This window comes from Stenotrophomonas maltophilia group sp. LNF247, assembly GCF_054083135.1.
In genome coordinates, this window is the sequence record NZ_JBSRQL010000002.1 from 125,822 (window position 1) to 142,211 (window position 16,390).

The following is a 16,390-nucleotide window of genomic DNA, read 5'->3' on the forward strand; positions in this document are numbered from 1 at the left end:
CCGAAGCCTATTCCAGCGCGACGTTTACGGCAAATCCTGAATGCGAAACAGCCCGCACGGGGCGGGCTGTTCGGCGATCCAGCAACGACGTTGATCGATGCGATCAATCGTCGTTCTTGGACATGTCTTCGTCGGCGACCACTTCGGCGGCGGCCCACTCCAGCGCTTCGCGCTCGGCGCGCTCACGCTCGGCCTTCTCGACTTCGTCGATCAGCGCGTTGTCGATCTTGCGGGCAGCGATTTCGCGCAGCGCCAGCACGGTCGGCTTGTCCTCGGTCTCGCTGTTGTCCAGCGTGGCCTGCACGCCGTTGGCGAGCTGGCGGGCACGCTTGGATGCCATCATGACCAGTTCGAAACGGTTGTTAACGACTTCCAGGCAATCTTCTACGGTGATGCGGGCCATACGGGCTCCCGGCGACCGGTCGGCCGCTCAGTCGAATGAGGGAAAGGGGACGGAGTGTACTGGCAGGAGCTGGACAAAATCAAGCCAACCCCCACCCGATTCTTTTGGAATCAGTCAGTTGCACCCGGATCGGGGGTCAGCAACGCCTGGATCAGGCTGGCGTGGCGGACCTTCTGGGCCTCCCGTCGCAGGCGGCTGGCGGTGAAGATGGCGCACAGCTCGTCCACGGCAGTGTCGAACACCTCGTTGACGATGACGTAGTCGAACTCGTTGAAGTGCAGCATCTCGTCCCGGGCCGCGCCCAGGCGCTGGGCGATGACGGCTTCGCTGTCCTGGCCGCGCTTGCGCATGCGGTCCTGCAGGGCCTGCTTGGACGGCGGCAGGATGAACACGGTGACCGTGCCCGGCACCAGCTGGCGCACCTGCTGCGCGCCCTGCCAGTCGATCTCCAGCAGCACGTCCTGGCCGGCGGCCAGCTGCGGCTCCACCGATTGGCGGGCCGTGCCCTTCCAGTCGCCGTGCACCCAGGCGTGTTCGAAGAAGTCGCCGGCGGCGATCATCTGCTCGAACTTCTCGGCACTGACGAAGTGGTAGTGCTGGCCATTCACCTCACCGGGGCGCATTGCGCGCGAGGTGAAGGAAATCGACAGGGCGATCTGCGGGTCACGCGCCAGGGTGGCATTGACGATGCTGCTCTTGCCGGCGCCAGACGGGGCGGCCACGATGTACAGCGTGCCGCGCGCAACGGTGTCCGACGGTTTCGACGGGGCGCTCATGCGGGGGATCCAACGGGTTGATTTCGCAAACTTTTTTCCTCGGTGTTCCAGGTCCGGCGCGGCGGATCGCGCCAGGACGGCGGGGGCTGCGCGGAACATCCTGGAACCAGGCCCGGCAGACGCTTCCCCGGGGTGCGGGCACGCAACTTTACCAGAGGCGCCCGTTTGCGCGCCTGCCCGGCAGGCGCCGGGCCTTGTGCCACATGGGTATGCGGGTGCCTGTGCTATAACCGGGCCGTACCCAACGACAGCCCGGAGGCCTGCGCCTCCCCGCCATCCCAGGAGAACGGCATGCCATCGATGAGCCGCCGCCAGTTCCTGAAAGTGACCGGGACAACCCTGGTCGGCTCCAGCCTGGCACTGATGGGCTTCGCGCCCGGCATCGCGCTCGCGGAGGTCAGGCAATACAAGCTGACCCGCGCGACCGAGACCCGCAACACCTGTACCTACTGTTCGGTGGCCTGCGGCATCCTGATGTACAGCCTCGGCGATGGCGCCAAGAACGCCGAGCCGAGCATTTTCCACATCGAGGGCGACCCGGACCATCCGGTCAACCGCGGCACGCTGTGCCCGAAGGGTGCCGGCCTGGCCGACATCATCCACAGCAAGTCGCGCCTGCTCTACCCCGAGTACCGGGCACCGGGCTCGAACGAGTGGAAGCGGCTGAGCTGGGACGATGCGCTGGATCGCATCGCGCGGCTGATGAAGGAAGACCGCGACGCCAACTTCGTGCAGAAGAACGAGGCCGGGCAGACGGTCAACCGCTGGCTGACCACCGGCATGCTGGCGGCCTCGGCCACCAGCAATGAAACCGCGGTGCTGACTTACAAGGTCGTCCGCTCCCTGGGCATGCTGGCATTCGACAACCAGGCACGTGTCTGACACGGCCCGACGGTGGCAGGTCTTGCCCCGACGCTAGGCCGTGGTGCGATGACGAATCACTGGGTCGACATCAAGAATGCCGACCTGATCCTGATCATGGGTGGCAATGCCGCCGAGGCACACCCGTGCGGGTTCAAATGGGTGACCGAGGCCAAGGCACACAACAAGGCCCGGCTGATCGTGGTCGATCCGCGCTTCAACCGCTCGGCCGCGGTGGCCGACGTGTACGCGCCGATCCGCACCGGTACCGATATCGTGTTCCTGGGGGGTCTGATCAACTACCTGTTGACCGAGGACCGCATCCAGCACGAGTACGTGCTGAACTACACCGACATGTCGTTCCTGGTGAAGGACGAGTTCGCCTTCAAGGACGGCCTGTATTCGGGCTACAACGAAGAGAAGCGCAGCTACGACCGCTCCAGCTGGGACTACGCCTACGGTGACGATGGCTTCGTGCGCAGCGACCCGACGCTGAAGGACCCGCGTTGCGTCTACAACCTGCTCAAGCAGCACTACGCGCGCTACACCGTGGAGATGGTCGAACGCATCTGCGGCACGCCGGCCGACAGCATCCGCCAGATCTGGGACATGATCGCGTCCACCGCCGTCAAGGACAAGGCGATGACCATCCTGTACGCGCTGGGCTGGACGCAGCACTCGATCGGCGCACAGAACGTGCGTGCCGGCACCATGGTGCAGCTGCTGCTGGGCAACATCGGCGTGGCCGGTGGTGGCATGAACGCGCTGCGCGGGCACTCCAACATCCAGGGCCTGACCGACATCGGCCTGATGTCCGACCTGCTGCCCGGCTACCTGACGCTGCCGAAACAGGACGAACAGGACTACGACGCCTACATCGCCAAGCGCACGCAGAAGCCGCTGCGCGCCAACCAGATGTCGTTCTGGCAGAACTACCCGAAGTTCCACGTCAGCCTGATGAAGTCGTGGTGGGGCGACGCCGCCACCGCCGACAACAACTGGTGCTTTGATTACCTGCCCAAGCTGGACAAGCCGTACGACATGCTGCAGGCGTACGAGCTGATGAACGAGGGCAAGATCCATGGCTACATCTGCCAGGGCTTCAACCCCCTGGCCTCGGCGCCGAACAAGGGCAAGCTGATCAGTGCGTTCTCCAAGCTGAAGTTCATGGTCAGCATGGACCCGCTGGAAACCGAGACCATCGCCTTCTGGCAGAACCACGGCGCACTGAACGACGTCGACCCGAGCACGATCCAGACCGAAGTGTTCCGCCTGCCCACCACTTCCTTCGCCGAGGAGAACGGCGCGGTGGTGAATTCCTCGCGCTGGCTGCAGTGGCACTGGAAGGGGGCCAACCCACCGGGCGAAGCACGCAGCGACATCGAGATCATGTCCGAGCTGTTCCATCGCATCAAAGCGTTGTACGAGAAGGACGGCGGTGCGTGGTGGGAGCCGGTGCGCGACCTGGCCTGGAACTACGCCAACCCTGAGGTACCCACGCCCGAAGAACTGGCGATGGAATACAACGGCAAGGCGCTGGCCGACGTGTTCGATCCGAAGGACCCGACCAGGCTGGTGCGCAAGGCCGGCGAGCAGCTGGCCGCATTCGGCGACCTGCGCGACGACGGCAGCACCGCCTGCGGCTGCTGGATCTACATCGGTGCCTGGGGCCCGACCGGCAACATGATGGCGCGGCGTGACAACAGCGACCCCACCGGCATCGGCAACACGCTGGGCTGGGCCTGGGCGTGGCCGGCCAACCGCCGCGTGATGTACAACCGCGCCTCGTGCGACGTGGCCGGCCAACCGTTCGATCCGCGCCGCACGCTGCTGGCCTGGAACGGGAAGAACTGGGGCAACGTGGACGTGCCGGACTTCAAGGCCGACGAAGATCCTGCCGGTGGCATGGGCCCGTTCATCATGAACCCGGAAGGCATCGCCCGCTTCTTCGCCAAGGCCGGCATGGCCGAAGGCCCGTTCCCGGAGCACTACGAACCGTTCGATACCCCGCTGCGCAGCAACCCGCTCAGCCCCGGCCAGGCACTGACGCTGAACAACCCGGCAGCGCGCGTATTCGCCAGCGATCGTGCACAGATCGGTTCGCCGGACGAGTTCCCGCATGTGGCCACCACCTACCGCCTGACCGAGCATTTCCACTTCTGGACCAAGCACGGCAAGCTCAACGCCATCATCCAGCCCGAGCAGTTCGTCGAGATCGGCGCGGCGTTGGCCGACGAGCTGGGCATCAACAACGGCAGCCGCGTGCGGGTCAGTTCCAAGCGCGGCCACATCGAAGCGGTCGCCATGGTGACCAAGCGCATCAAGGCCCTGCAGATCGATGGCCGGACCGTGCACCAGGTGGGCGTGCCGATCCACTGGGGCTTCCTCGGTGCGGCCAAGCCCGGATACATCGCCAATACGCTGACCAACGCCATCGGTGACGGCAACTCGCAGACGCCCGAATCGAAGTGCATCCTGGTCAAGGTCGAGAAGGTGTAGGAGACACGCCATGTCACTGCAATCGCTGGACATCATCCGCCGCTCGGCCACCACCACGCCCTCGCCGGAGGCGCGTGGTGCGCACACCGGCCAGGTCGCCAAGCTGATCGATGTGAGCAAGTGCATCGGCTGCAAGGCCTGCCAGGTCGCCTGCATGGAGTGGAACGATCTGCGCGACGAGGTCGGAAGCTGCGTTGGCAGCTACGACAACCCACCCGACCTGAGCGAACAGTCGTGGACGGTGATGAAATTCCGCGAGTACGAGGACGAGAAGGGCAAGCTGGAGTGGCTGATCCGCAAGGAAGGCTGCATGCACTGCAGCGATCCGGGCTGCCTGAAGGCCTGCCCGTCGCCCGGTGCCATCATCCAGTACGCCAACGGCATCGTCGACTTCCAGGAAGAGAACTGCATCGGCTGCGGCTACTGCGTGACCGGTTGTCCGTTCGACGTGCCGCGCATCTCCAAGAAGGACCACAAGGCCTACAAGTGCACGCTGTGTTCGGACCGGGTGGCGGTGGGCCAGGAACCGGCCTGCGTGAAGACCTGCCCGACCGGCGCGATCACCTTCGGCAGCAAGCAGGCGATGACCGAGCACGCGGCCGGACGCGTGGAAGACCTGAAATCGCGCGGCTACGAGAATGCTGGCCTGTACGATCCGCAGGGCGTCGGCGGCACCCACGTGATGTACGTGCTGCAGCATGTGGACAAGCCCGAGCTGTACGCCGATCTGCCCAAGGACCCACGCATCAGCCCGATGGTGGAGGTCTGGAAGGGCGTGGCCAAGCCGCTGGGCGTGCTGGCGATCGCCGCCACCGCCTTCGCCGGCTTCCTGCATTACATCGGCATCGGCCGCAACACGGTCAATGACGAGGAAGAAGAGGAAGCCGAGCACGAGGCGAAGAAGATCGAAGAGGAGCAGCGGCCATGAAGTACGCCCCGCACCCGCGCCAGATCATCCGCTACCGCGCACCGACCCGCATCAACCACTGGATCGTGGCGATCTGCTTCGTGCTGACCGCGCTGTCCGGGCTGGCGCTGTTCCACCCTGCCCTGTTCCCGTTGACCCAGCTGTTCGGTGGCGGCCCCTGGACGCGCATCCTGCATCCGTTCATCGGGCTGGCCATGGTGGTGGGCTTTGCACTGCTGGCGTTCCGCATGTGGCGCGACAATCTGCCGACCGCTGACGATCGCGCGTGGATGCGCGGCATGCGCGATGTGCTGCGCAACGAAGATGAGAAGCTGCCGCCGGTGGGCCGCTTCAATGCGGGCCAGAAGCTGCTGTTCTGGGCCATCATCGGCTGCCTGTCGGCGCTGCTGCTGACCGGCTTCGTGATCTGGCGGCAGTACTTCAGCCACTTCTTCCCGATCGGGGTGATCCGCTTCTCGGTGCTGGCCCATGCGCTGTTCGGCTGGGTGCTGGTGTGCGCGATCGTGGTGCACATCTATGCGGCGATCTGGATCAAGGGCTCGGTGCGGGCGATGACCCAGGGCAAGGTGACCTATGGGTGGGCGTACAAGCACCACCGGCAGTGGTTCCGGGACATCCTGCGCGGACGTCGGGAAGAGGGGTAGCGGCAGGGCCTGCGGCCCTGCACCCGCTTCAAGCCAAGGCAACAGCAACAGCGGCTATCCGTGGGATGGCGGGGTGGATCCGGTTGCGGGGGACGCTGCAAGTACCCCTCCGGGGCCCGGCCCAGCCGCTGGCGGCTGTGCGTTCGGGCGCTTGCGAAGCAGTGCTTCGCAAGCAAAGCGCCCTCACCCATGTAAGCTCGGTCGCCGCTTGCTCGTGTGCGCTGTCCTGCGCACACGGCAAGACCGGGGTTGGGCGTCCTGCCCAACCCGCCCGAAGCATGCCTCGGGCCCATGCGGTTCACGCCCCCGCAACCGGCCCCACCCCGCCCTCGACAGTTGGCCGCGATCTGTCGGTGGGTGCCGACCGTTGGTCGGCACTGATCGAATCCCGACCAACGCTCGGGATCCACTTTCAACCAACCGATGGGGTCAGATCCGTTTTCCTGTGGAAAACGGATCTGACCCCAACCTTTCAAATGGCCGGCAACACGCTGGACGCCAGCGCTGACAACGGCGAGGATGGAGCCTGGTTCTTCTGGCTGGCCCTGCATGGCGCAACGGATCCTTGAACCCGGTGAGATCGAGACGCTCGACTCGCGCGATGTTCCGCGCATCATCCTGCCCGATGTCACATCACTGTTCGCTGAGCGCGCGACGCGCCTGCGCAGCCTGGCCGCGCACAGTGCCATCGGCGGCTACCTGCAGCTGCTGGCGGCGTTGGCCGATGCACAGCAGGCGCTGCTGGACGGGCTGACACCGCAACAGCGCGAGGCACTGCAATGGCAGGCACGTGCGCAGCAGTCGAGTGCGGCGGCCGGTGCCGGCATGCCGTTGCGGCCGGCCAACACGCTTCACCTGGATGGACGCTGGCGCGACTGGCTGCGCACGCTGTGCCAGCACTGTGCCAACGAGGCCGGGCTGCCGGTGGAAACCCGCCAGGAGCTGCATCGCGTCGCCGCGGCCGACGATGCCTGGCTGGATGCGCAGGCCCATGCCGTGCTGGAGCGTGATGACGCGCCATCGGTGGATGCGGTCGCTGCACTGCTGGTGATGAACGCACTGCAGGTTTACTGGGCGGTGCTCGCAGCCAGCTTCCGCCCTATCGACCTGAAGCCGCTGGCTGATGCGCCAGGGCTGTGCCCGCTGTGCGGCACGTTGCCGGTGACCAGCGTGGTGCAGGCACGCCCACCCTATGCATCGTACCGTTACCTGTCGTGCTCGCTGTGCGCCTGCCAGTGGCACTACGTGCGCGTGCAGTGCAGCCAGTGTGGTGCCGCCGGCAAGGACATCGCCTATCGCGCCCTGGCCGATGTGGACGGCGACAGCGGCGAGGCGGTGCGCGAGAGCGCGGTACGCGCTGAGACCTGCGACCACTGCCACAGCTATCGCAAGATCCTGTATCTGGAGAAAGACCCGTCACTGGAGCCGGTGGCCGATGACCTCGGCACGCTGGCGCTGGATCTGCTGCTGGCCGAGGAAGGCTATGCGCGTGCCAGCCAGAATCCGCTGCTATGGCAATCCGACGGCGATTGAGGCGATGACAGCCATGCCCCCCGCCCCGGCATCGGCCGCCGCCCTGCCCTCGCTGGACCGGGTGCTGCGCCTGCCTGCACTGGCGCCACTGATCGAAGGCCACGGTCGAAGCCGCATCACCCAGCTGCTGCGTTCGCACCTGCAGGTGCTGCGCGACCGTATCAGCGCCGGTCAGTTGTCGACCGCGCAGCTGCAGGAAGCGGTCGACGGCCCGGCGCTGGCGACGGCAGTCGAGGCCGCACTGGCAGCCGATGCACGGCTGGACCTGCAACCGATGTTCAACCTGACCGGCACCGTACTGCATACCAACCTGGGTCGCGCATTGCTGCCCGAGGCTGCGGTGCAGGCCGTCACCCGCGCGATGACCGCGCCGGTGGATCTGGAGTTCGACGTCATCCGTGGCCGTCGCGGTGACCGCGATGCGCGGGTGCAGGCATTGATCTGCGAACTGACCGGCGCCGAAGCCGCCACCGTGGTCAACAACAATGCGGCGGCGGTCCTGCTGCTGCTCAACAGCCTGGCCAACCGCCGCGAGGTGGTGGTGTCGCGCGGCGAACTGGTGGAGATCGGCGGTGCCTTCCGCATCCCCGATGTGATGCGCAGCGCGGGCGCGCGGCTGCTGGAAGTGGGTACCACCAACCGTACCCATCCGGCCGACTTCACCAACGCCATCGGCGCGCGCACAGCGCTGCTGATGGAGGTGCATGCCAGCAACTACGCGATCACCGGATTCACTGCCAAGGTCGACACCGCGGCGATGGCTGCGATCGCGCACGAACATGGCCTGCCGCTGGTGGTGGACCTGGGCAGTGGCAGCCTGTGCGAGCTGGCGGCCTTCGGCCTGCCGCACGAGCCCACCGTGCAGGAAGCACTGGCGGCCGGCGCCGATCTGGTTTCGTTCAGTGGCGACAAACTGCTGGGCGGGCCCCAGGCCGGGATCATCGCCGGCCGCGCCGACCTGATTGCACGGATCAACCGCAACCCGCTGAAGCGGGCACTGCGCATGGACAAGATGGGCCTGGCCGCACTTGAAGCGGTGCTGGCCCTGTACCGCGAACCCGAGCTGCTGGCACAGCGGCTGCCGACACTACGCACGCTCTCGCGCACGCAGGAGCATATCGATGCGCAGGCCCAGCGCCTGCTGCAGCCGATGCGTGCCTCGCTGGCGGCGGACTACACCCTCGAGCCTGCTTCGATGCACAGCCAGATCGGCAGCGGCGCCCAGCCACAGGCGCAGCTGGCCAGCGCCGGACTGCGCATTACCAGCGCGCGCCGTGGCGGACTGGATCGCTTGGCCAGGCATCTGCGTCAGCTGCCGCGCCCGGTGCTGTGCCGCATTGCCGATGACGCGTTGTGGCTGGACCTGCGCTGCCTGGAACCCGCCGACGAAGCGGCCTTCCTGGCCCAATGGAGCATGCTGCAGGCATGATCGTCGGCACCGCCGGGCATATCGACCATGGCAAAACAAGCCTGGTACGCGCACTGACCGGCATCGAAACCGATCGCCTGCGGGAAGAGCGTACGCGCGGCATATCGATCGAACTGGGCTACGCCTATGTCCCGGTGGAAAGCGGGGACGTCGAAGGTCCGGCCGCGACGCTGGGCTTCGTCGATGTGCCGGGCCATGAACGCTTCGTGCATACGATGGTGGCCGGCGCCACGGGTATCGACGTCGCCCTGCTGGTCATCGCTGCCGACGACGGCGTGATGCCACAGACCCGCGAGCATCTGGCCATCCTGCAACTGCTGGGCGTGAACCGCGGTGCGGTGGCGCTGACCAAGATCGACCGTGTGGATGCGGCGCGCCTGGCCCGGGTCGAGATCGAGGTCGCTGCCCTGCTGGCCGGCACGCCGCTGCAGGATTCCCCTGTGTTCATCTGCAACAGCACCGCACCCGACGATGCTGGCATCAACGCGCTGCGTACCCAGCTGCACGCTTGGGCGGCGGACGACGCCAGCACGCGCCAGGCCGAACTGCGCAGCGAGCTGTTCCGCATGCCGGTGGACCGCGTGTTCTCGCTGGCCGGCCACGGCACGCTGGTGACCGGCGCAGTGCACGGCGGCATCGCCGCGGTGGGTGAGCATCTGCAGCTGATGCCGGCCGCCACTGAAGTGCGCATACGCAGCATCCACGCGCAGAACCAGGCCAGTGACCACGCGATGGCCGGGCAGCGCTGCGCGCTGAACCTGGCGGCCATCGCCCGTGATGACATCCGCCGCGGTGACTGGATCGCCGACGCACGCGCACTGCTGGCCACCACCCGCGTTGATGTGCGGTTGCGGCTGTCCGCGTTGGCCGCACCGTTGCGCGACTGGGCACCGCTGCATATCCACTGGGGCACGATGCACCGGCAGGCCCATGTGGTGCTGCTGGAGGACCATGACCACGGTGATGGGCAGTTGGTGCAGCTGGTGTTCGATGCTCCGGTCTGTGCGATGTGTGGCGACCGCTTCATTGCCCGCGATTCAGCGGCCACCCACACGCTGGGCGGCGGCCTCGTGCTCGATCCGGACCCGCCACAGCGGCGCCGGCGCAGTCCTGCACGGCTCGCATGGCTGGGAGCACTGGAGCAACTGGCCGCGGGTGCGGGAATCGGCCCACTGTTGCAGCAGGCGCCCTTCGGTGTTGCCATGGCCGCGCTGCAGCGCTACTGCCGGCGCGCCGCCGACCGGATCGTTCTTCCCGCAGGCGCACAGCGCGTCATCACCCGCGAAGACACGGTGGTCATCCTCGCCTCGCACTGGCAGGCATTGCGCGAGCAGGTGATCGCCTCACTGCGTGGATGGCATGAGCGACGCCCGGACGAACCCGGTGTCGACAGCGGCCGCCTGCAGCGCAGCACCCTGCCCTCGCTTGCAGCGAGCCTCTGGAATGCCCTGCTGCAGGAGCTACTGGACGACGGCAGTGTGCAACGCGTGGGTGCCTGGTGGCGCCTGCCCGGCCATGACCATGCGCCACCGGAACGCGAGCGTCTGCTGCTGGAACGCGTGCTGCCGCAACTGCACGCCGGGGGCTTCGATCCACCGTGGGTGCGCACCCTGTCCGCGGAGATCGGAATGGCCGAAGACGAGGTCCGCGCCGTCCTGCGCCGCGCCGCCACACGTGGCGAACTGTTCCAGGTGGTACCGGACCTGTTCTATGCACCCGCACGCATTGCCGAACTCGCCGCGATCGTCGCGCAGCTGTCACGGGCCAGCGGCACGGTGGATGCGGCCACCTTCCGCGATGCCATCGGCCTGGGCCGCAAGCGCAGCATCCAGATCTTGGAGTTCTTCAATCGCGTTGGCTACACTCGACGCGTCGGTGACCAGCATCGGCCGCGTGGCGACCTGCAGTGGAACGCAGCCCGCGACTGAGCCCACCGCTACCGCCGTACTTTCGGAAGGCATGCGCATCCGGGCATGCGGCTGGGCTTCAAACCCAGTAGGGGGCGTCGATCGTTCCCTGGTAGGTTCGACTCCTGCTGTCTTCCGCCATTCGTGTTTCCGCTGGAGATGTCGGCATGGCCACGCACGTGCAGTCCCCCGCCCCGTCAACGGCCGATGCCCCGCAACGACTGACGTCTCTCGCGCATGGCGGTGGCTGCGGCTGCAAGATCGCGCCGGGCGTGCTGAGCGAACTGCTGCGCGGCGTTCCAGCACTTCCGGCACCGGCCGAACTGCTGGTTGGCCGCGAGACCAGCGACGACGCCGCGGTGTACCGCCTCGATGATCGCCAGGCGATTGTCGCCACCACCGATTTCTTCATGCCGATCGTCGACGATCCGTTCGATTTCGGCCGCATCGCCGCCACCAACGCGTTGTCGGACCTGTACGCGATGGGCGCCCGGCCATTGTTCGCACTGGCCATCGTCGGCATGCCGATCAACACGCTGCCGCAGGACACCATCCGCAGCATCCTGCAGGGCGGAGAACGCGCCTGCGCCGACGCCGGCATCGTGGTGGCCGGTGGTCACAGCATCGATTCGGTGGAACCGATCTATGGCCTTGCCGCGATCGGCGTGCTCGACCCGCAGCGACTCAAGCGCAATGCCGATGCCCGTGCCGGCGATGTGCTGGTGCTGGGCAAGCCGCTGGGCGTAGGCGTGTACTCGTCAGCACTGAAGAAGGAAGTGCTGGACGCCGACGGCTACCGGCAGATGATCGCGTCGACCACCCGCCTGAACACCGTGGGCGTGCCGCTGGCTGCGCTGGACGGCGTGCATGCGATGACCGACGTCACCGGCTTCGGCCTGCTCGGCCACCTGCTGGAAGTGTGCCGCGCCAGTGGTGTCGCTGCCGAGGTGGACAGTACACAGGTGCCGCTGCTGCCGCAGGCGCTGGAGCTGCTGCAGCGTGGCTGCGTGACCGGCGCTTCCCACCGCAACTGGGCCTCGTATGGCGCCGAGGTGCGCTTCGCCGATGGGTTGCCGGCACACTGGCAGCCGCTGCTGACCGACCCGCAGACCAGCGGCGGCCTGCTGGTGTCCTGTGCCCCGGAAGCGGTGGACGCGGTGCTGGCCTGTTTCCACGACGCCGGGTTCGGTCAGGCGGCCGTGGTGGGGCGGCTGGCCGAAGGCGCGCCGGGCGTCAGCGTGCGCTGATGCGCTGGAACGACAAGGGCGCCCGAAGGCGCCCCTGCTGTATCGCTGGATGCAACATCATTCGATGTTCTGCACCTGCTCGCGGATCTGGTCGATCAGCACCTTCAGCTCCACCGCGGCATTGGACGTGCGGCTGTCCACCGACTTCGAGCCCAGCGTGTTGGCTTCGCGGTTGAACTCCTGCAGCAGGAAGTCCAGGCGGCGGCCGACCGGCTCGCGCTGCTTGAGCACGCGGCGGATCTCGACGATATGGCTGCCGAGGCGGTCCAGCTCTTCATCCACGTCCAGCTTCTGCAGCCACAGCACCAGTTCCTGCTCGGCGCGGCCGGGGTCGACCGGGTGCGGCAGGTCGGCCAGGCGTGCGGCCAGCTTGGCGCGCTGGCCGTCGCGAATGGCCGGAATCAGCGTGCGCACTTCGGTGGCGATGCGTTCGATGCCGTCCACACGCTCGCTGATGGCCGCAGACAACTTGCCGCCTTCGCGCTCACGGGCCTCGACGAAGCCATCCAGCACCTGGTCCAGCAGCGCCAGTGCCTCGGCCTGGAGAGCGGCGGCATCGGTGGCCTCGCCACGGGTCACGCCCGGCAGCTGCAGCAGGTCGGTGAAGCTGACCTGCAGGTTGGGGAAATCGGAGGTCAGGCGGTGCGCCAGGCGGCCCAGCTGGCCCAGCAGGGCCTCGTCCACCTGCAGGTTGGCCGCCGCTTCCGGCGCGCGCAGGCGCATCACCAGATCCAGCTTGCCACGGCTCAGGCGCGCGGCGATGCGCTCGCGCAGCTGCGGTTCGAGCGCCCGCAGTTCCTCGGGCAGGCGGGTGCCGACCTCCAGGAAACGGTGGTTGACCGAGCGCAGCTCGCAGCCCAACGTGCCCCACGGGGTGACCCGCTCGCCGCCGGCATAGGCGGTCATGCTTCGAATCATGGATTGTGTCCGGTGCGTGCAAAGGGGGAATGGTACCCTAGCGCCCTCACCAGAGCCCCCTTGCCCGCCCCGTGAAGGCCGCGGGCGTGGCGGCGTACTCCCTTGCCATTACGGAACCCGCACCATGTCCGATTCCCGCCCCAGCGGCCGCCAGCCCGACCAGCTCCGCCCGGTCGTCATCCAACGCGGCTTCACCCGCCACGCCGAAGGTTCGGTGCTGGTGTGCTTCGGCGAAACCCGCGTGCTGTGCACCGCCAGCGTCGAGAACCGCGTGCCGGGCTTCCTGCGCGGCAAGGGCGAAGGCTGGGTCACCGCCGAGTACGGCATGCTGCCGCGCGCCACCCATACCCGCAGCGACCGCGAAGCGGCCCGTGGCAAGCAGGGCGGCCGCACGCTGGAGATCCAGCGCCTGATCGGCCGCAGCCTGCGTGCCTGCGTGGACCGCAATGCGCTGGGCGAACGCACCATCACCCTCGACTGCGACGTGCTGCAGGCCGACGGTGGCACCCGCACCGCCGCCATCACCGGCGCCTATGTGGCGCTGGTCGATGCGGTGAACGTGCTGATGAAGCGTGGCGACATCAAGCGCAACCCGGTCCTGGGCGCAGTGGCTGCCGTGTCGGTAGGCGTGTACCGCGGCACCCCGGTGCTGGACCTGGACTACGCCGAAGACAGCGACTGCGACACCGACATGAACGTGGTGATGAACGACGGTGGCGGCTTCATCGAGCTGCAGGGCACCGCCGAAGGCCACGCCTTCCGTCGCGATGAACTGGACGCGCTGCTGGGCTTGGCCGAGAAGGGCGTGGCCGAGCTGCTGGCCGCGCAGCAGGCGGCGCTGTCGGCATGAACCGCCGCATCGCCCTGACCACCCTGGTGGTGGCCGACTATGACGAAGCCATTGCCTGGTACACCGGCAAGCTCGGCTTCGCACTGTTGGAGGACATCGACCAGGGCCACAAGCGCTGGGTGGTGGTCGGCCCGACAGACGGCAGCGCCGCCGCCCTGCTGCTGGCCCGCGCCAGCGACGAGGAACAGCGCAGCCGCATCGGCAACCAGACCGGCGGCCGCGTCGGCTTCTTCCTCAACACCGACGACTTCCGCCGCGACCACGCGGCGATGGTCGCCGCCGGCGTCGAGTTCCTGGAAGCGCCGCGCGAAGAACCCTATGCAACGGTTGCGGTATTCCGCGATCTGTATGGCAACACCTGGGACCTGCTGGAGCCCCGTCAATGAAGAAACTGGTACTGGCCAGCCACAACGCCGGCAAGCTGGTGGAGATGCAGGAGATCCTTGCCGATCTGCCGCTGCAGATCACCTCGGCCGCCGAACTGGGCCTGGGCGATGTGGAAGAGACCGGCCTGACCTTCGTCGAGAACGCGCTGCTGAAGGCACGCGCGGCCTGCGAAGCGACCGGCCTGCCGGCGCTGGCCGATGATTCGGGCCTGATCGTCGATGCCCTCGGCGGTGCGCCGGGCCTGTACAGCGCACGCTATGCCGGCCACCCGACCAATGCTGCGGCCAACAATGCCAAGCTGCTGGACGCGATGGCCGACATTCCCGATGGTCAGCGCAGCGCCCGCTTCTATGCGGTGATCGTGCTGCTGCGCCACGCCACCGACCCGCAGCCGCTGATCTGCGAAGGCCGCTGGCAAGGCCAGATCATCCGCGAACTGCGCGGCACCAATGGTTTCGGCTACAACCCGGTATTCCTGGACACAACCCACGGCCTGACCGCCGCGGAAATGGAGCCGGCACTGAAGAACGCCATCAGCCACCGCGCCATTGCCCTGCAGCAGCTCAAGCAGCAACTGGCGACGCTGTACTGACGCCACCCGATCGACCCTGGGAAGCCGGCCAGCGGCCGGCACTACCGAAGAAGCCCATGCCGCACGCCCACGACCACTGCAACCACCTGCCCGGCGAAGCCTGCTCCGCCGACCACGACAACCCGCCGCGGCTGGTGCCGCCACCGCTGTCGTTGTACGTGCACCTGCCGTGGTGCGTGCGCAAATGCCCGTACTGCGATTTCAATTCGCACCAGGCCAAGGGCGAGCTGCCGTTCGACGCTTATATCGATGCGCTGCTGCGCGACCTCGACCAGGACCTGCCGCTGGTCTGGGGCCGGGTGGTGCACAGCGTGTTCTTCGGTGGCGGCACGCCCAGCCTGTTCCCGCCGGAGGCGATCGACCGCTTCCTGCAGCAGGCCAGCGCGCGCCTGCGCTTTGCCCCCAACGCCGAAATCACCCTGGAAACCAACCCGGGCACCGCCGAGCATGGCCGCTTCGACCGCTACCGCGCGGCCGGCGTCAACCGCCTCAGCTTCGGCATCCAGAGTTTCGACGATGCGATGCTCAAGCGCCTGGGCCGCATCCACGACAGTGGCGAAGCCGAGCGCGCGGTAAAGATGGCGCAGGACGCGGGCTACGACAACTTCAACATCGACCTGATGTATGCGCTGCCGGAACAGACCCTGGCCGGTGCCGAGGCCGACCTGGAACGCGCGTTCGCGCTGCAGCCGGCACACATCTCCCACTACCAGCTGACCCTGGAACCGAACACGGTGTTCTTCGCGCGGCCGCCGCAGGGCATTCCCGACGAAGACAACGCCTGGGACATGCAGGAACACTGCCAGGCATTGCTGGCACAGGCCGGTTTCGGCCAGTACGAGGTCAGCGCCTATGCGCGCCCCGGCCGGCAGAGCGCGCACAACCTGAACTACTGGCGCTTCGGCGACTACCTGGGCATCGGTGCCGGCGCGCACGGCAAGATCAGTTCCGGCGCCGAGCAGCATGTGCTGCGGCGTTGGAAGCTGAAGCACCCGCAGGCCTACCTGGACAGCGCCGGCACGCCCGCCTCGTTCGGCGGCGACGACGTGATCGCGCCGGAGCGCCTGCCGTTCGAATACATGCTCAACCTGCTGCGCCTGCACGAAGGTTTTGGCCTGCGCGATTTCGAGTCGCGCACGGGGCTGCCGCGCAGCGTGCTGGACGCTCCCCTGGCCGAGGCCGTGCAGCGCGGCTGGCTGGACATGACCGATGGCCATGTGCAGCCGACCGAGCTGGGCCGCCGATTCACCAACGATGTGGTGAGCCTGTTCCTGGAGGAGTGATCTTCGCTTGGCAGAGGGTAGTGCCGGCCACTGGCACTCCGGTAAAGACAGCGCTGCCGGCCAGCGGCCGGCAGTACCGCACATCAGGGCCATACCGGGCGGATGCGATTCCCGTTCAGCCTAAAGTAGCGCC

Annotated in this window: 14 protein-coding genes and 1 tRNA gene; 12 read left to right on the forward strand and 3 right to left on the reverse strand. The window is 67.2% G+C overall.

The window, feature by feature from the left end; all coding sequences use genetic code 11:
• Positions 1-103: 103 nt before the first annotated feature.
• Together rpoZ and gmk are read right to left on the reverse strand one after the other, a co-directional pair.
• Positions 104-403, reverse strand: a complete 300-nt coding sequence (gene rpoZ / locus ACTXG9_RS02675; RefSeq protein ID WP_005410877.1) for a DNA-directed RNA polymerase subunit omega — start codon at positions 401-403, stop codon at positions 104-106.
• A 110-nt stretch (positions 404-513) separates the two neighbouring features.
• Positions 514-1,179: a guanylate kinase gene (gene gmk, locus ACTXG9_RS02680; protein WP_019661981.1), complete on the reverse strand. Its 666-nt coding sequence runs from the start codon at positions 1,177-1,179 to the stop codon at positions 514-516.
• Between the two features lie 291 nt (positions 1,180-1,470).
• Between gmk and fdnG the strand changes: the two genes are divergently transcribed.
• The 8 genes from fdnG to selD all read left to right on the forward strand — a co-directional run bounded on the left by fdnG (position 1,471) and on the right by selD (position 12,227).
• Positions 1,471-4,539, forward strand: a complete 3,069-nt coding sequence (gene fdnG / locus ACTXG9_RS02685) for a formate dehydrogenase-N subunit alpha (protein ID WP_456115439.1) — start codon at positions 1,471-1,473, stop codon at positions 4,537-4,539.
• 10 nt (positions 4,540-4,549) lie between these two features.
• A complete protein-coding gene (gene fdxH / locus ACTXG9_RS02690) occupies positions 4,550-5,467 on the forward strand; it encodes a formate dehydrogenase subunit beta (protein ID WP_012481154.1) in 918 nt (305 codons plus the stop codon).
• The gene (locus tag ACTXG9_RS02695; RefSeq protein ID WP_005410882.1) at positions 5,464-6,111 is read left to right on the forward strand and encodes a formate dehydrogenase subunit gamma; all 648 of its coding nucleotides are present in this window, start codon (positions 5,464-5,466) and stop codon (positions 6,109-6,111) included. The genes fdxH and ACTXG9_RS02695 overlap by 4 nt, the downstream gene beginning before the upstream one ends.
• 549 nt (positions 6,112-6,660) lie before the next feature.
• The gene (gene fdhE / locus ACTXG9_RS02700) at positions 6,661-7,644 is read left to right on the forward strand and encodes a formate dehydrogenase accessory protein FdhE (protein WP_456115440.1); all 984 of its coding nucleotides are present in this window, start codon (positions 6,661-6,663) and stop codon (positions 7,642-7,644) included.
• 4 nt (positions 7,645-7,648) lie between these two features.
• Positions 7,649-9,073, forward strand: coding sequence for an L-seryl-tRNA(Sec) selenium transferase (gene selA / locus ACTXG9_RS02705; RefSeq protein WP_188250302.1), 1,425 nt, complete (start codon positions 7,649-7,651; stop codon positions 9,071-9,073).
• Positions 9,070-11,001 (forward strand): selenocysteine-specific translation elongation factor, encoded by a 1,932-nt coding sequence (selB, locus tag ACTXG9_RS02710; protein WP_329866035.1) that lies wholly within the window; start codon positions 9,070-9,072, stop codon positions 10,999-11,001. Before selA ends, selB begins: the two co-directional genes overlap by 4 nt.
• Before the next feature lie 24 nt (positions 11,002-11,025).
• Positions 11,026-11,121 (forward strand) — tRNA-Sec (locus ACTXG9_RS02715).
• A gap of 26 nt (positions 11,122-11,147) precedes the next feature.
• Positions 11,148-12,227, forward strand: a complete 1,080-nt coding sequence (gene selD / locus ACTXG9_RS02720; protein WP_456115441.1) for a selenide, water dikinase SelD — start codon at positions 11,148-11,150, stop codon at positions 12,225-12,227.
• A 57-nt stretch (positions 12,228-12,284) separates the two neighbouring features.
• On the opposite strand, the gene ACTXG9_RS02725 is transcribed toward selD, so the two are convergent.
• Complete coding sequence (locus ACTXG9_RS02725) at positions 12,285-13,145, reverse strand: YicC/YloC family endoribonuclease (protein ID WP_049426700.1); 861 nt, start codon at positions 13,143-13,145, stop codon at positions 12,285-12,287.
• Positions 13,146-13,269: 124 nt separating this feature from the next.
• Here ACTXG9_RS02725 and rph point away from each other — a divergent pair, with 124 nt between their 5' ends.
• Genes rph through hemW form a run of 4 tightly spaced genes read left to right on the forward strand, consistent with a single transcriptional unit; the run spans position 13,270 to position 16,257 of the window.
• Complete coding sequence (gene rph / locus ACTXG9_RS02730) at positions 13,270-13,995, forward strand: ribonuclease PH (RefSeq protein ID WP_014648280.1); 726 nt, start codon at positions 13,270-13,272, stop codon at positions 13,993-13,995.
• Positions 13,992-14,381: a VOC family protein gene (locus ACTXG9_RS02735; protein ID WP_005414366.1), complete on the forward strand. Its 390-nt coding sequence runs from the start codon at positions 13,992-13,994 to the stop codon at positions 14,379-14,381. Before rph ends, ACTXG9_RS02735 begins: the two co-directional genes overlap by 4 nt.
• Complete coding sequence (rdgB, locus tag ACTXG9_RS02740) at positions 14,378-14,974, forward strand: RdgB/HAM1 family non-canonical purine NTP pyrophosphatase (protein ID WP_456115442.1); 597 nt, start codon at positions 14,378-14,380, stop codon at positions 14,972-14,974. Before ACTXG9_RS02735 ends, rdgB begins: the two co-directional genes overlap by 4 nt.
• Positions 14,975-15,030: 56 nt before the next feature.
• Positions 15,031-16,257: a radical SAM family heme chaperone HemW gene (hemW, locus tag ACTXG9_RS02745; RefSeq protein WP_021203952.1), complete on the forward strand. Its 1,227-nt coding sequence runs from the start codon at positions 15,031-15,033 to the stop codon at positions 16,255-16,257.
• Positions 16,258-16,390: the final 133 nt, after the last annotated feature.

Bases quoted from the DNA above. Each gene is read 5' to 3' on its own strand.
- rpoZ (WP_005410877.1), bottom strand. From the start codon at position 403: ATGGCCCGCATCACCGTAGAAGATTGCCTGGAAGTCGTTAACAACCGT.
- gmk (WP_019661981.1), bottom strand. From the start codon at position 1,179: ATGAGCGCCCCGTCGAAACCGTCGGACACCGTTGCGCGCGGCACGCTG.
- fdxH (WP_012481154.1), top strand. From the start codon at position 4,550: ATGTCACTGCAATCGCTGGACATCATCCGCCGCTCGGCCACCACCACG.
- ACTXG9_RS02695 (WP_005410882.1), top strand. From the start codon at position 5,464: ATGAAGTACGCCCCGCACCCGCGCCAGATCATCCGCTACCGCGCACCG.
- fdhE (WP_456115440.1), top strand. From the start codon at position 6,661: ATGGCGCAACGGATCCTTGAACCCGGTGAGATCGAGACGCTCGACTCG.
- selA (WP_188250302.1), top strand. From the start codon at position 7,649: ATGACAGCCATGCCCCCCGCCCCGGCATCGGCCGCCGCCCTGCCCTCG.
- selB (WP_329866035.1), top strand. From the start codon at position 9,070: ATGATCGTCGGCACCGCCGGGCATATCGACCATGGCAAAACAAGCCTG.
- selD (WP_456115441.1), top strand. From the start codon at position 11,148: ATGGCCACGCACGTGCAGTCCCCCGCCCCGTCAACGGCCGATGCCCCG.
- ACTXG9_RS02725 (WP_049426700.1), bottom strand. From the start codon at position 13,145: ATGATTCGAAGCATGACCGCCTATGCCGGCGGCGAGCGGGTCACCCCG.
- rph (WP_014648280.1), top strand. From the start codon at position 13,270: ATGTCCGATTCCCGCCCCAGCGGCCGCCAGCCCGACCAGCTCCGCCCG.
- ACTXG9_RS02735 (WP_005414366.1), top strand. From the start codon at position 13,992: ATGAACCGCCGCATCGCCCTGACCACCCTGGTGGTGGCCGACTATGAC.
- rdgB (WP_456115442.1), top strand. From the start codon at position 14,378: ATGAAGAAACTGGTACTGGCCAGCCACAACGCCGGCAAGCTGGTGGAG.
- hemW (WP_021203952.1), top strand. From the start codon at position 15,031: ATGCCGCACGCCCACGACCACTGCAACCACCTGCCCGGCGAAGCCTGC.